The organism is Pasteurella sp. WM03 (genome assembly GCF_004570945.1).
Lineage (GTDB): Bacteria > Pseudomonadota > Gammaproteobacteria > Enterobacterales > Pasteurellaceae > Rodentibacter.
Genome location: NZ_SPPO01000002.1, coordinates 174,399 through 188,375 on the forward strand (window position 1 = coordinate 174,399; position 13,977 = coordinate 188,375).

The window sequence follows — 13,977 nt, forward strand, 5'->3', positions numbered from 1 at the left end:
TTTTAAATATACCACAAACACAACCGCTTGTTCTTTTAATCCCTATTAATTCGTATTATACCACATAGAACACCGGGATAATAAAGAGTGCTACTAAAGCAGCAATAATACCGTAAACAATCATTGGCACCACGGTTTTCTTAATGATTGTGCCTTCCTGTTTATCAATATTCAATACTGAACTCACTGCAACAATATTATTAATACACACCATATTACCCATTGCACCACCAACAGATTGTAAGGCAAGAATTAAAGAGGCAGAAAGTCCTGTTAATTCAGCAGTTGAAAGCTGAACACTACCGAAAGTTAAATTAGACACGGTGTTTGAACCGGAGAAAAATGCACCAACCGCCCCTAAATAAGAGGCAAACAATGTCCAATATTCACCTGTTGCGTGGGCAAAACTTTGACCAATGATTTTAACCATTGAATTATCACCACCTACTAGCATTAAATTCACCATAACCAATGCACCGACTAATGCAAAAAACGGATTCTTAGTTTGTTTAAAACTCGTCACAAAAATATCTTTTGTTTTTGACATAGATAAAGCAAACACCGGCACAGCAATTAATACAGTGACGACAAACGGGATTAATGCCGGAACATAAAGCAGCTTATAACTCGCATTAATTGATGTACCAAAAATGTTTTTCAAGCTGAAAATCAAGCCATAACTTACATCAAATAAACCGAGAGAACCGAGCTGTGCACTAAACCAAGATGTCGCATCATTCATCATTGATTTAAACGGTAATTGTTGAATACGTGTAACAATTAAAATAGCGATAAGCATACCGGTTGGAAACAACGCTTTTGCCACTTGTCCAAAAGAAACCGAAGAGCTATCCAAAGTATTTTCTACTTTAGACAATCCAATCCCTTTATTCGCAACAATAACGGAGACAAATAAACCAATTGCACCACCGACTAAAGATGGAAACTCGTAGTTTACTTGTGCCAACAACATATATGGGATCACACAAGCAAACACACTGATATAAATAAAAATGAGGTTTTTACGAATTTCACTCCAACTGACAATTAAACTTAATGCCATCAGCGGAATGACTAATGCTGCAAAAGCATGAATTAAGGATGTCATTGAACCGATTTCTAAAATTTGAGCCTCTGCCAATTGCAAAGGACCAAATCCAAACCAAGTCGGTGTTCCTACCGCACCAAATGAAACCGGCACAGAGTTCATCACTAACGCCAACATCGCAACCCGTAACGGAGGAAAACCTAAGCCTACTAATATTGGAGCTGCAATTGCAGCCGGCGTACCAAATCCACTTGCGCCCTCAATCATAAATGCAAATGCCCATCCAATAATCATAATTTGTGCTACCGGATTAGGATTAATACTGCCTAGCCATTTACGTAAAGTATCTGTCGCCCCAGACACTTCAGAGAAACGATTAAATAAAATTGCACCAAAAATGACAGTGATAGGTGTTTGAACTGCCACCAATGCTGATGCAATATTCGCACTCACAATACTAATATCTGTACCAAAAAAGATTAATTGAATAATTAGAACAACAACTGCGATCCAAGGTAGAGCAAGGTAAGAAGGTAAAGCATTACGCTTTACCATTAAATAAATGAGTAGAACAATTGGAAAAATACTTAAAAATAGAGCCATAAGCCCCCCTCTAAAATAACAAATAAAAATCTTTGGCGATTTTAGAGAAAAGTATTAAACAAAAAAAGCAAAATGTTGAAATTTTGTGAAATTCGTCACATTTTTAAATTTGATTTTTAATGTAAAAATATGTGCTTAGCATCAAAACATAAAAATCTACTCATAACGAGTTATTAACATATAAGATACAAGTTTGAATGAGATTAAAAATTCGATGTGTCTTGGAATAACCCAACTTTCAGATCCTTTGCAGTGTAGATCACTCGTCCATCCACTTCAACCTCGCCATCTGCCATTCCCATAACTAATTTGCGGTTAATCACACGCTTCATATTAATACGATAAATAACTTTCTTCGCTGTTGGCAAAATTTGACCGGTAAATTTCACTTCTCCCACACCTAATGCACGCCCTTTCCCTTTTCCACCAATCCAACCAAGAAAGAAACCAACAAGCTGCCACATGGCATCTAAGCCTAAACAGCCCGGCATAACAGGATCACCAATAAAATGACAATTAAAAAAAGGAAGCTTAGGATGAATATCTAACTCTGCTTCAATATAACCTTTGTCAAAAATACCACCAAATTCTGTCATATTGACAATACGATCCATCATCAACATTGTTGGTGCAGGAAGCTGTGGTCCTTCTGAGCCAAATAACTCTCCACGACCTGAGGCAAGTAAATCTTCGTAATTATAACTTTCCTTCTTATTTAGTGTACAAGCGTTTTGCATTTTTATTCCTTAATATTGTTTAAATTCACCAAATCACCGATAAATAGCATTCTAAAGGGAATAAAAATAAGTGTAAATAGAAAACAAGTGTTAGCTGAACTAGTCAGAGCAGTCTAAAATCAATAAATTATAAAATACAAAAAATGAGAGCAAACCATTGTTTGCTCTTAAAAAATCATAAAAATTTAGACTTAGTGTTTATCTTTGTTGTCGATAAAAGCGCCCATCGCCCCTAAAATCGAAAAAAATTAAACAGACTTTTCTTTGTTGGCTCAGCACGAAAATCTATACGTTGTTGAATTAAACGAGAAATCGGGATTTTACTATCTTCATAGCTTTTAGTCTCTTCCCCAATTAAATCACGCTGAAAAACCAATTCACAGGATTGATAAATATCTTCTACCGGAAAAATGAAAAACTCCCCATTTTTGACCGCACTTACTACTTCATCAGAAAGACTAAGTTGCTGAATGGTTGTGGTGGGAATAATCACCCCTTGTTTACCTGTTAAACCCCGTCGCTGGCAAATTGCAAAAAAACCTTCAATTTTGTCATTCACGCCGCCAACTGCATGAATCAACCCGAATTGATCAATCGCACCTGTCATTGCAATATGTTGCGGTAAAGGTAAATCCGCCAAGGCACTCACAAGCACACAGAAAATAGCAAGTGACGCACTATCACCGTCAATTTCACCATAGGATTGTTCAAAAACCAAAGAAGCCGAGAAAGGTAACTGTGACGGAAATTCCAAAATATTAGATAAACAAGCTTGAGCAATCATCATGCCTTTACTGTGTAAATTACCCGCAAGCTCATTTTTACGTTCCACATCAACCACTTCCCCCTCACCAAATTGTACAATACAACTAATACGTGAAGGTTCACCAAATTTCACCGGTGTCCCCGGATACTCAATGACAGACAAACCATTAATTTGCCCCACAATTTCCCCATCTGTTTCCACATAAACTTGCTCATTGAGAATATCAGCATAGGTTTGTTCTCTTAAGAAACCCTGTTGCCGTGTTTGTTGTAGAAAAACCCTTTCAAAATCAACCGCACTTAAGGCGTTTTTTTGTGAAAATGTCACTGCATTTAACAACATATTTTTCAATACCGCTGGGGAAGCATTAATTAAAAAGCGGCTTTCACTTTCCCTTACTAAAAGCTGATATAACTTGTTAAATGAAGAAAAATCTAATGTTAACCCACTTTCTTTTGCAAGATGCTGAACATAACCTACCCAACTTTTTTGTTCATTTACCCCCGCCATAGAGAGATAACTTTCAATTTCGGCATAATCTGCAAAATGGTATAAATCCTCGTCCAATTCTCCGAGCGTAGCAAGTTCTGTACGATTACCAAGCACGATCACTTTCGTATTGAGTGAATAGCTCGGAATATCACATGGGAGGGATTTGTAAGGGTGCGCTGAATACCAGTCAAATCGCTGAGTTTGTAGAATATGTTTTAAACGTTGCCATAAATCAAACTGAGCCAATAAAGTTGAAGCATTCAGAATCAACACGCCACCGTTTGCCTGATGAATAAGCCCCGAAGTAAGCTGAATATCTTGCGATCTTGGGTGTATTTTTACATTGCCAAAAAGTTGAAACTGATCACAATATAATGCACTTAGTACCTCCCCTGCACTGGCAAAGTTATCTTCCAAGGATGTTGCCGGCTCTAGATCAATTCGAGGAAATGAGAAAGAATTCCCCTGTTCCACGCGATAATTCACGCCAAAAATTGACCGCTCTTGGGGAAGCATTTGCCTAATAACAGGCACTAATAACTCAGAATAATCCGCTTTATCATCAGCTTTTAGCATCATTAAGGAACGAGTTGGATGATTCAAAAACAAGGAAAGAGCCTTTTGAGCTATCGGCTGTAATGTCCAAAAATCAAAAGATTGTACTGCTGGTTCGACGATCGCTAATTGCGGTTGTAATACATCCCAAGACAGGGATTGCTCTTGAAGAAAAGATGAACTCACTGTTGGATTCTCATTAATAAAACTGACCGCATTATCTCATATTTATATTCATTATAAAAATTAGCTGGAAAATTTGTGATAAAACACGTATATTATTCGAGTTACCACGTCACTAAGCGACTATAACGATGAAATATCAAAAACTGGAAAATCAAGAAGCTAACTGGAAATGGCTCTATCTGATCCGTAAATATCGAGAAGGGGAAAATATTACCCGTTACGAAGAAAAGAGCTTGCAAGAATCCGTTGTCACAATATTACTTGAAAGTCAAAATTATCCGGAAAAAATTGAGGCTTGGATCAAACAACATCTCTCTTTATCATTGCCAATCAAGTTGGATCAAGCTATTCGTGCAAGGCGAAAACGTTTCTTCAATGCAGAAAAGCAATCAACCAAGAAGAAGTCAATTGACTTGGAATATGCCGTTTGGCTACGCCTTTCAAAGTATTCGCGAAAAATGGATATGACACTCTCAGAAACGATTAGTTATATGATTGATGAACGTGAGAGTAAAGCGCTGTATGAAAGCCAAATGTCGGCAATGAAAAACAGTCTTAAAAATTTATTAAAATAATAAAAAAGACAAGGTGGTAAGGCTTGTCTTTTAAGTTAAGACTAAATAGAGAAAATTTAAGAGTGTGACTTTAATTCACACTCTTCTTTATTCCACGACAGGAATGATTTTTGTGGCGTGAGATCCTTTATCACCGTGGATAACTTCAAATTGCACTTTTTGCCCGGCTTTTAATGAACGATAGCCGTCCATTTCAATCACAGAGTAATGTGCAAAGATATCAGCTTCCACACCTTCTGCGGAAATAAAACCAAATCCTTTTGCATTATTAAACCATTTAACAACACCAATTTCCATAATAATAGACCTCTTAGGCTTCGCCTATACAATCATAAATCAAATAAGACTAATGCCTTATCACCTCAACTGGCGTTATGTTCAAATATTTTGATTTTTTATGCAACAAACAATATTAAAAAATGCTATGTAGATCACAAAAATTTTTATTTTCTGTTGATTTTTTGTGTAATTCACGCAATTCTTTTGCCACAATTTGAATTGCCTCACCACTATTAACACCTTGACTCATCAATTCTTGGATCTTTTCAACCGCTCTTTGTTGTTCTTCGTGTGTCAATTGAATATCAAACATGATTACCAACCAAAGTTTTTCATTAAATTTTGCCACGGATCATCCAATGGCGCGTAAATTGTTATATTCTGTTGTAAGATAGGATGAAGAAAACACAATTGTTCCGCATGTAACAATAAACGTTTACAACCAACATTTTCTACTAGCGCCCTATTTTGATGTAAATCGCCATATTGTGTATCCCCCAAAATAGGATGAAAAATATGTTTACAATGACGGCGTAGCTGATGTTTTCTTCCTGTATGAGGAATTAAGCGTACCAAAGAATAGCGCGAAGTCGCATAACGCCCTGCTGAATAAGGCATTTCTACGGTTTTTAAACCAATACAATCTGTCACTGCATCCTGTGGTGCTTTATTCTCTTGTGTAAATTTATCGGCAATTTTATCACGTTGAATTTTTAGGGGATAATCAATTCTTGCCTCTCCAAACACATAGCCTCTCACTACGGCTAAATAAAATTTTTGTACGTTTTTTTGCTCAAATTGTTGGCACATTAAATTCGCTATTTCACTGTTTAATGCAAACAATAGTACGCCGGATGTAGGGCGATCCAAACGATGGATAGGAAAAACATGCTGCCCGATTTGATCTCGTAACATTTGCATCACAAATTGTGTCTCGTGAATATCTAACCAACTGCGATGTACTAACATGCCGGCCGGCTTATTCACCGCCACCAACCACTCATCCTGATATAAAATGTCTAGCATCATTGATTCTGCAATAACTCTTCTAACGCGACCAAGGGAGCAAGTAATAAATTGAGCCCATCAAATTCTTTCAATGCTTCCTCAATATAGGGAGAAATCGCAATTTTATTTGGTAAAGGTGAATGACTCTCCAACAATGCCTGCATACGCGGAATAAATACCCACTGCAACCATTCTTCCGGCGCCATCGTATCAAGAAAAAAAGGCTCTTGACTGAGAAAAGCCTCTTGTGCTGGCGGCATTGCTTGCCATAGATTTAAGCGTTGCATTGTTTGCCGTATCTGTTCAAGATAAAATTTTGTTTGGTTACGCATTATCGTCCCTATAATAAACTCATACATAATAAATAAGTGGCACATTCTAAGCAAAATCTGCTGACTTCGCAAAGGTGTCCAGTTTAACGGTGAATAATTGAAAAATGATCTGCAATGATGTCACGATGATTATTCACAATTATTTTTTCTACCTTGGCAGTTTTCGGCCCTTCTCTTAACCATTGTTCAAATCCCCTTAATTGGCTTTCATTACCTTGTGCGACCACTTCTACTGAACCATCAGCCCGATTTCGTACCGAACCTTTTATGCCCAATTTTTCAGCTTCTTTCCAAGAAAAATAACGAAATCCTACCCCTTGAACACGACCATAAATAAAAAATTGTTTTGTCATATTTTCTCTCCTTCTGCCTGACAATAGCATTGACTTAATCCGTAAAATTCCTCAAGGTAATGAATTTTACTCTCCCCACATTTACCTACGTCCCCAATTTTAAAACGAAAAACAACCAACACAAAATCCTTAGCATGGACAAAACTTTTTCATTTTTAACCGCACTTTTCTATTTTCATTTTTAGGAAATTAGCATAGCATAGGCGACGTTTTTTATTTAATTCACCCGTTAAAGGAGTAATTATGAAATTACGCGTTGCTGTATTAGGTGCCTCAATATTATTTGCTAGCACAGTAAGTTTTGCCGGTATGGTATCTACTTCATCAAATATGGATTTCTTAGCTATTGATGGTCAAAAAGCAAGCAAATCATTATTAAAAGAAACCCGTTCATTTAATGTGAACGATACAAATACTCACCAAGTTGTGGTTCGCGTTGGTGAGATTGTAGGGAGTGGTTCTAGTCAATCATTATTTGAGTCCAGCCCAATTATTGTCACGTTCCAAGGTTCAACAGAAGATATTGTGATTTCAGCTCCTTCTCTTCGCTCTAAAGCGGATGCTGAAAAATTTAAATCAGCACCGGCTATTAGTGTAAAATCCTCATCGGGACAAGAAATTCCAGCGAAAATTGATATTTTAAAGCAAGAAGGTTTATTTCCATCTGCTAATGTTATCAATGACTTAGCCGATTATAATGCCTCCGGTGCAATAGCTTCCGTTCCGGCATTTGCCTCTGCAGCGATGCCTGTCGCGTCTACGGCTGCCGTCGCCCCAGCAACAAATGGTAAAGCAGCTAAAGGCCGTGTTATTGTTCAAGGTGAAAATGTGGCAGAACAACAATTACAATATTGGTTTCAACAAGCGGATAAAGAAACACAAGCACGTTTCTTAAACTGGGCAAAATCCCATAAATAATGACCGCACTTACACGAAAAGTGAGCAATAAGCTCACTTTTCTCTTTTAGTAGGGATTAAAATGAATAACTGGTTAAATGCAAAAGTGATTGCCGCAATTCCGATATTTATTGCGGTCAACCTCGCTGCTCTTGGTGTTTGGTTCTTTAATATTTCCAGCCAATCTATGCCCTTAATCTTGGGGATTATTGCTGGTGGCTTGGTAGATCTGGACAATCGTTTAACCGGTCGTTTAAAAAATATTTTTTATACCTTAATCGCCTTTGCAATCTCTACGTTTATTGTGCAACTCAATATTGGCAAACCGATTCAATATATTGTATTGATGACGGTACTCACTTTTATTTTTACGATGATAGGTGCAGTAGGCCAACGTTATAGCACGATTGCTTTTGGCACGCTTGTCGTGGCACTCTATACCACGCTTACCTATAACCCTCATGCCTCTGCTAGCTGGTTTATTAATCCAACGATGATTTTACTCGGAACTTTGCTTTATAGCTTAGTCACGCTCATCGTCCATCTCTTTTTCCCCAACCGTCCTGTCCAAGAGAATGTCGCCAAAGCTTTTAGTGCTTTAGGGGAATATCTTGACGCGAAATCAGTATTTTTCGATCCCGACGAAATAGAGGAAATAGAAAAAAAACATCTCAATTTCGCATTGAAAAATGCCAATGTCGTCAATGCCTTTAACTTAGCTCGAACCGCACTTTTTTATCGAATTCGGGGACAGCACCGCCACGCTCGTACACAAAAAATGGTGCGTTACTACTTTACCGCTCAAGAGATTCACGAACGTGCTAACTCTACCCATTTTGACTATCACCAAATCGCCGAAAAACTTAAAAATACCGATTTAATTTTCCGTATTCAACGACTCATTGAATTACAAGCCCAAGCCTGCCAAGAAGTTGCACAAAGCTTGCATCATAACAAACCTTATCGTTATAACCAACGTGTAGAAAAAGCACTTTCCGGTACGCTACAATCCTTTGAGCTCTATCGACATAGGCATCTTAATGATGAAAATCTTATCGTTGATATTCAAGGTTTATTGGATAATTTACAAAATATCAACTTACAACTAAATCAATTAAAACAAGAATCAAACACGAATGAAGTGCTTGCACAAATCCATACTGCACAAGTGACGGGATTGAAAAATATGTTTTCAACCATTGCCGGACACTTCAGCTTTGAATCACAACTCTTTCGCCATGCTATACGCTTGTCCATTGTGGTTTTTCTTTGTTGCACAATCGTAGATTTCTTTCAATTTAATCTCGGTTATTGGATCTTACTCACCGCAATTTTTGTTTGCCAACCCAATTATTCCGCTACAAAAACACGTTTACGCCAGCGTATTATCGGTACAATTCTAGGGGTAATTGTCGGGTCACTATTTCCTTATTTGAACCCCACTCTTGAACTAGAGCTGGGTTTAATTGTGTTAACTTGCACACTTTTTTTCTTTTTCCGTAGTAATAATTACAGTTTTTCAACTTTCTTTATTACTCTGCAAGTTTTATTGAGTTTTGATGTCATGGGGTTCAGCGCAGAAGCAGCCTTACTGCCCCGATTACTGGATACGCTACTCGGCTCAGCGATTGCTTGGTTCGCCGTCTCATACTTATGGCCTGACTGGAAATATTTACAATTAGATAAAGTTAGCCGACTCGCTATTCAAAGTGATGCGCAATATCTATTGCATATTGTCGGACAACTTCAATTTGGTAAAACTGATGATTTAAAATACCGCGTCGCCCGCCGCAACGCTCATGAGTATAACGCCTCACTTAGTACAATTATTTCAAATATGAATAGCGAACCGGTGAAATATCAAGCCCATTTACAAGAAGGCTTTGATTTACTAAAAATCAACTATTCATTATTGAGTTACATTTCTGCCCTTGGCTCATACCGCGACAAAATGCGTCAATTACAACAAACTAAAAGCTTTTTATCAGGTTTCTATCCGGCTGCCAAAAAGATTATCTATACCCTTGAAAATATTGAAAAGCTTTCACCTGAGATCTTTACAAAATTGCATGAAAACATTGAATTAAGCCTGAAAGCGGTTTCTCAAACAGAAATCCAAGTTTCTGAAAACAAGGCATTTGTTATTCCATTCCAACAATTAAATTTAATTGTGCAGTTGCTACCACAAATTTATGCTTATTTTCAGAAACATCAGAAAAATTAACCGCACTTTTAATGATACCGATAGCTAAGAAGCATGGGCTCCTAAGATAAGTAATCATCAAAGGGCCGACAAAAATTCAGAAACCGTATGGAATGATCCAAATATGAGCACAATATCCTGTTTTGCTGTTCGTGCTAACGCTGATTTCGCCCCTGCTATCACGGAATTCGCCGCTCTGGCATTCACCCAAGAAGAAAACATCGTGAGTTTTGACAATAACTCTTCGCCGGATTGTCCACGAGTTCCCTCTAATGTAACACAATGCCATTCATCAATGAGCGGAACAAGATGGGTGAAGACACCTTGGGCATCTTTGTCCTTCAACATACCACATACAGCGATAATCTTGCCTTGCTTTTGTTCTTTAAATGCGGTTAATTTTTCACTCAAATAAGCTGCTGCGTGCGGATTATGTCCCACATCAATAATTACTGTTGGTAAATTTTCAAACATCTTTTCCGCTAATATCGCCAGCTTTTCACATTTATCTTCACTCAGTATTTGAAAACGTCCTGCTAACTCAACCTCTTGTAAAGATTGACGGAGTGTTTCTCCAGAAATATCGAAAGGTAGTTGTTCCACCACAGCAAGGGCTGTTGCCGCATTCATCAAAGGAATTTGGCAAAAAGGGAGATTTTCTAACCGCACTTTTTGGCTCTGCCATTGCCAATTTTTGGAATTAACTTGAAATGACCAATCAGTATCACGACATGATACCTGACAGCCTAAACGGCCGGCTTGTTTCAACATTGTATTGGGTACATTTGGCTCACCGATTACAACCGGGCAGTTTTGACGGAAAATACCCGCTTTTTCAAAGGCAATCGTGTCCCTTGAATTCCCTAAAAAATCCGTATGATCAATATCAATACTGGTGATCACAGCCAAATTACTATCCACAATATTTGTGGCATCCAATCGCCCACCAAGCCCCACTTCTAAAATAACAACATCCAACTTAGCCTGTTTAAATAGATGCAATGCTGAAAGTGTACTAAATTCAAAATAAGTTAAAGATTCGGTTCGATTTTCTTCAACAAATGCAAAAGAACGGGTATGTGCCTCATCAGGTAAATCTTGGTTTTGAATACGTACACGTTCGTTATAGCGTAATAGATGTGGAGAAGAATATACCCCCACACGTAATCCGTGGTTAAGCAAAATCGTTTCTAATAAACGACAAGTTGTCCCTTTACCATTCGTTCCTCCCACAGTGATTACATAAGGAGCCGGGTGCAAAAGGTCCATCTTTTCCGCCACAGATTTAATTCGTTCCAGACCAAGATCAATCGCTTTAAAATGGCTATTTTCTAAATAAGAAAGCCACTCAGCGAGTGGCGAAGTGGCTTTTAAATTCATATTATGATTCATATTCAATTAATTCAGGTTCAGTAAAAGGTGAAGGTTTATGGGTTAATTTACTTAGCAGGCTTGCTAAGGTAGGACGCATATCACCACGTTTTACGATCATATCAATCGCACCTTTTTCCAATAGAAATTCACTGCGTTGGAAACCTTCAGGTAACTTTTCTCGAACCGTTTGCTCAATCACTCGAGGACCGGCAAAACCAATTAATGCTTTTGGTTCGGCAATATTTAAATCACCTAACATAGCAAAACTTGCAGAAACCCCACCAAGGGTCGGATCTGTTAAAACAGAAATAAAAGGTACACCCTTTTCACGCATTTGTGCAAGCACTGCGCTGGTTTTTGCCATTTGCATAAGTGAAAACAGCGCCTCTTGCATACGTGCACCACCACTTGCGGAAAAACAAACAAACGGGCAATTTAACTCTATCGCTTTTTCAGCGGCTTTAACAAATTTGGCACCAACAACTGAGCCCATCGAGCCCCCCATAAAAGCAAAATTTGAGGCTGCAACTACAATAGGCATATTGTAAAGCGTCCCGGTCATGGTGATAAGTGCATCTTTTTCACCGGTTTCTTTTTGAGCTGCCGTAATACGATCTTTATATTTCTTTAGATCTTTGAATTTTAAAATATCTTTTGGCTCTAAATCCGCCGCAATTTCATGACTTGAACCTTCATCTAACAAACGTAAAAGACGCTCACGCGCATCAATACGCATATGATGATCACACTTTGGACACACATAAAGATTACGTTTTAATTCTTCACTATAAAGAACTTGTTCACACGAAGTACACTTTGTCCAAACCCCTTCTGGCACATTAGCTTTACGTGTTGAAGAAGAAGGGTTTTTGTTAAAAATTCGGTTAATCCAGCTCATTATTTTTACCTATTCATCCACTAGAAAATCCTGCGTATTAAACCACAATTTGATTATCCTTGCTAGTCAGACAAGCGCCCCTTCCTAAATCAACCTATCTTCAAGGAAAAGTGGCCCTAATTTATGCTGAGGAATAGCAAATTTTTCAGGATAAATGACATTCACTAAGTAAAGCCCATCTGGTTTTGCCGTTGGTGCCGCAAGTTTACGATCACGCTGTTCTAATAACCATTTCATCCATTCAATAGGTTGATGAGAAGCCCCAACTTCAATGAGGCTCCCCACAATATTTCTTACCATGTGGTGTACAAAAGCATTGGCTTGAATATCAACGATAATATATTCACCTTTTTTCACGACATTCAAATGATGAATATTCCGCCAAGGTGTATTTGATTGACATTGCGATGCTCGAAAAGAAGAAAAATCATGTTCACCTAATAAAAATTGCCCGGCCTGATTCATTTTTTCTGCATCTAATTCCAAATGACAATGGGTAATCCCTGCCGGTAAAATGGCAGATCGTAATTTATGGCAATACAGAATGTAACGATAGCGACGTGCCGTGGCAGAAAAGCGCGCGTGAAATTCATCATCAACGATTTTTGCCCATTTCACCGCAATATCATCAGGCAAATTGGCATTTGTACCAAACGCCCATGCTTTTTCAGGACGAATTGCATTTGTTTCAAAATGCACTATCTGCCCCGTACCATGTACACCGGAATCGGTTCTTCCCGCACAAAATACTTCAATTTTTTCGTTTGCCACAAAAGACAAGGCTGTTTCTAATTCTTCCTGAACAGTTCTCAGCTTTTCTTGCCGTTGCCAACCAAAATAATATTGCCCATTATACTCAACACCTAAGGCAATTTTCATTTTTACCCCTTTCCTATCAATGCCAAAAAATTATATTATTTAAATAATAAATTATAACCTACCTTCGTATTAACAATATTTTCAGCCATGTTTTTTACAACATCATCTCTTTACAGACCAGCTAAATACCAAATAATCAGCATCCCTGATGTGATACAATCTATTCCAAATGGCTATCGTACCTTTCATTCATTTCTATAAATCACCTAGTGTTTGAGTATACCCGCATACAATCATAGAATTTCAGATTTAACTACACTATAGATTAGAGCATTTCCGGCGGATAATGATAACTGACTATCTCCCCTTTCCCTTCTTTCCAGTCAACTTGTACGAGAGTTGCCGGATAAAAGCTAATTGGGTTACGTTTACCATAAAGCTCAGCAATAATCTCTCCCACAAGGGGTAAATGTGAAATAATAAGAACAGATTCGATCCCTTGATTTTTTAACACTGACAAATATCCAGCAACCAATTCTGCTGAGCCATAAGGGGTAATGCCCTCCCAAATTTCCAAATTAGATTGTAGTGTTCCCTCAAATTGATTATTCACTTGTTCAAATGTCTCTAAAGCTCGCTGATAGGGACTGACTAATATATGATCAAACGAAAGTGCGGTTGATTTTATATAATTTTTTAACCATTCACCCTGTGCAAAAGCTTGCTTTTTACCGTATTCCGTTAAACGGCGATCCTTATCACTTTTAGCGATCACTTCAGCTTCACCATGACGCATAACAAAAATTTTCATTCTGCTTTCCTAAATTTAAGATAAAAACTGACCGCTCTTTT

General features: G+C 37.9%; 15 protein-coding genes. 3 read left to right on the plus strand and 12 right to left on the minus strand.

Annotated elements, in window-relative coordinates:
- Positions 1-55 precede the first annotated feature (55 nt).
- From E4T92_RS02960 to E4T92_RS02970, 3 genes are all read right to left on the minus strand, one after another.
- Entirely contained in the window at positions 56-1,651 is a 1,596-nt protein-coding gene (locus tag E4T92_RS02960; RefSeq protein WP_135093377.1) for an L-lactate permease, read from the minus strand.
- A gap of 203 nt (positions 1,652-1,854) precedes the next feature.
- Positions 1,855-2,388: a bifunctional 3-hydroxydecanoyl-ACP dehydratase/trans-2-decenoyl-ACP isomerase gene (fabA, locus tag E4T92_RS02965; RefSeq protein WP_135093378.1), complete on the minus strand. Its 534-nt coding sequence runs from the start codon at positions 2,386-2,388 to the stop codon at positions 1,855-1,857.
- A 232-nt stretch (positions 2,389-2,620) separates the two neighbouring features.
- The gene (locus E4T92_RS02970) at positions 2,621-4,387 is read right to left on the minus strand and encodes a Lon protease family protein (RefSeq protein ID WP_135093379.1); all 1,767 of its coding nucleotides are present in this window, start codon (positions 4,385-4,387) and stop codon (positions 2,621-2,623) included.
- Between the two features lie 128 nt (positions 4,388-4,515).
- Between E4T92_RS02970 and matP the strand changes: the two genes are divergently transcribed.
- A complete protein-coding gene (gene matP / locus E4T92_RS02975; RefSeq protein WP_077540855.1) occupies positions 4,516-4,962 on the plus strand; it encodes a macrodomain Ter protein MatP in 447 nt (148 codons plus the stop codon).
- A gap of 87 nt (positions 4,963-5,049) precedes the next feature.
- On the opposite strand, the gene cspD is transcribed toward matP, so the two are convergent.
- From cspD to E4T92_RS03000, 5 genes are all read right to left on the minus strand, one after another.
- The gene (cspD, locus tag E4T92_RS02980; protein ID WP_077415855.1) at positions 5,050-5,259 is read right to left on the minus strand and encodes a cold shock domain-containing protein CspD; all 210 of its coding nucleotides are present in this window, start codon (positions 5,257-5,259) and stop codon (positions 5,050-5,052) included.
- Between the two features lie 115 nt (positions 5,260-5,374).
- Entirely contained in the window at positions 5,375-5,554 is a 180-nt protein-coding gene (locus E4T92_RS02985) for a YoaH family protein (protein WP_135093520.1), read from the minus strand.
- Positions 5,555-5,556: 2 nt separating this feature from the next.
- Positions 5,557-6,267 (minus strand): tRNA pseudouridine(65) synthase TruC, encoded by a 711-nt coding sequence (gene truC / locus E4T92_RS02990; RefSeq protein WP_135093380.1) that lies wholly within the window; start codon positions 6,265-6,267, stop codon positions 5,557-5,559.
- Complete coding sequence (locus tag E4T92_RS02995) at positions 6,267-6,581, minus strand: YqcC family protein (protein ID WP_077540859.1); 315 nt, start codon at positions 6,579-6,581, stop codon at positions 6,267-6,269. The genes truC and E4T92_RS02995 overlap by 1 nt, the downstream gene beginning before the upstream one ends.
- An 83-nt stretch (positions 6,582-6,664) precedes the next feature.
- Positions 6,665-6,934: an acylphosphatase gene (locus E4T92_RS03000; RefSeq protein WP_135093381.1), complete on the minus strand. Its 270-nt coding sequence runs from the start codon at positions 6,932-6,934 to the stop codon at positions 6,665-6,667.
- Between the two features lie 243 nt (positions 6,935-7,177).
- Here E4T92_RS03000 and E4T92_RS03005 point away from each other — a divergent pair, with 243 nt between their 5' ends.
- Together E4T92_RS03005 and yccS are read left to right on the plus strand one after the other, a co-directional pair.
- Positions 7,178-7,852: a DUF2057 domain-containing protein gene (locus E4T92_RS03005; RefSeq protein ID WP_135093382.1), complete on the plus strand. Its 675-nt coding sequence runs from the start codon at positions 7,178-7,180 to the stop codon at positions 7,850-7,852.
- Between the two features lie 61 nt (positions 7,853-7,913).
- Positions 7,914-10,055: a YccS family putative transporter gene (gene yccS / locus E4T92_RS03010; protein WP_135093383.1), complete on the plus strand. Its 2,142-nt coding sequence runs from the start codon at positions 7,914-7,916 to the stop codon at positions 10,053-10,055.
- Between the two features lie 57 nt (positions 10,056-10,112).
- Here yccS and folC read toward each other — a convergent pair whose 3' ends face one another.
- The 4 genes from folC to sixA form a co-directional block, all read right to left on the minus strand.
- Positions 10,113-11,414 (minus strand): bifunctional tetrahydrofolate synthase/dihydrofolate synthase, encoded by a 1,302-nt coding sequence (gene folC, locus E4T92_RS03015; RefSeq protein WP_167753988.1) that lies wholly within the window; start codon positions 11,412-11,414, stop codon positions 10,113-10,115.
- 1 nt (position 11,415) lies between these two features.
- Positions 11,416-12,306, minus strand: coding sequence for an acetyl-CoA carboxylase, carboxyltransferase subunit beta (gene accD, locus E4T92_RS03020; RefSeq protein ID WP_135093385.1), 891 nt, complete (start codon positions 12,304-12,306; stop codon positions 11,416-11,418).
- 84 nt (positions 12,307-12,390) lie between these two features.
- Positions 12,391-13,185 carry a tRNA pseudouridine(38-40) synthase TruA gene (gene truA, locus E4T92_RS03025; protein ID WP_135093386.1) on the minus strand — a complete coding sequence of 265 codons (795 nt, stop codon included), beginning with the start codon at positions 13,183-13,185 and terminating at the stop codon, positions 12,391-12,393.
- A 265-nt stretch (positions 13,186-13,450) separates the two neighbouring features.
- Positions 13,451-13,936, minus strand: coding sequence for a phosphohistidine phosphatase SixA (sixA, locus tag E4T92_RS03030; RefSeq protein WP_135093387.1), 486 nt, complete (start codon positions 13,934-13,936; stop codon positions 13,451-13,453).
- Positions 13,937-13,977: the final 41 nt, after the last annotated feature.

What these genes read in the sequence shown, in the direction of transcription:
- E4T92_RS02960 (WP_135093377.1), bottom strand. Translation starts at nt 1,651, where the DNA reads ATGGCTCTATTTTTAAGTATTTTTCCAATTGTTCTACTCATTTATTTA.
- fabA (WP_135093378.1), bottom strand. Translation starts at nt 2,388, where the DNA reads ATGCAAAACGCTTGTACACTAAATAAGAAGGAAAGTTATAATTACGAA.
- matP (WP_077540855.1), top strand. Translation starts at nt 4,516, where the DNA reads ATGAAATATCAAAAACTGGAAAATCAAGAAGCTAACTGGAAATGGCTC.
- cspD (WP_077415855.1), bottom strand. Translation starts at nt 5,259, where the DNA reads ATGGAAATTGGTGTTGTTAAATGGTTTAATAATGCAAAAGGATTTGGT.
- E4T92_RS02985 (WP_135093520.1), bottom strand. Translation starts at nt 5,554, where the DNA reads ATGTTTGATATTCAATTGACACACGAAGAACAACAAAGAGCGGTTGAA.
- truC (WP_135093380.1), bottom strand. Translation starts at nt 6,267, where the DNA reads ATGCTAGACATTTTATATCAGGATGAGTGGTTGGTGGCGGTGAATAAG.
- E4T92_RS02995 (WP_077540859.1), bottom strand. Translation starts at nt 6,581, where the DNA reads ATGCGTAACCAAACAAAATTTTATCTTGAACAGATACGGCAAACAATG.
- E4T92_RS03000 (WP_135093381.1), bottom strand. Translation starts at nt 6,934, where the DNA reads ATGACAAAACAATTTTTTATTTATGGTCGTGTTCAAGGGGTAGGATTT.
- E4T92_RS03005 (WP_135093382.1), top strand. Translation starts at nt 7,178, where the DNA reads ATGAAATTACGCGTTGCTGTATTAGGTGCCTCAATATTATTTGCTAGC.
- yccS (WP_135093383.1), top strand. Translation starts at nt 7,914, where the DNA reads ATGAATAACTGGTTAAATGCAAAAGTGATTGCCGCAATTCCGATATTT.
- folC (WP_167753988.1), bottom strand. Translation starts at nt 11,414, where the DNA reads ATGAATTTAAAAGCCACTTCGCCACTCGCTGAGTGGCTTTCTTATTTA.
- accD (WP_135093385.1), bottom strand. Translation starts at nt 12,306, where the DNA reads ATGAGCTGGATTAACCGAATTTTTAACAAAAACCCTTCTTCTTCAACA.
- truA (WP_135093386.1), bottom strand. Translation starts at nt 13,185, where the DNA reads ATGAAAATTGCCTTAGGTGTTGAGTATAATGGGCAATATTATTTTGGT.
- sixA (WP_135093387.1), bottom strand. Translation starts at nt 13,936, where the DNA reads ATGAAAATTTTTGTTATGCGTCATGGTGAAGCTGAAGTGATCGCTAAA.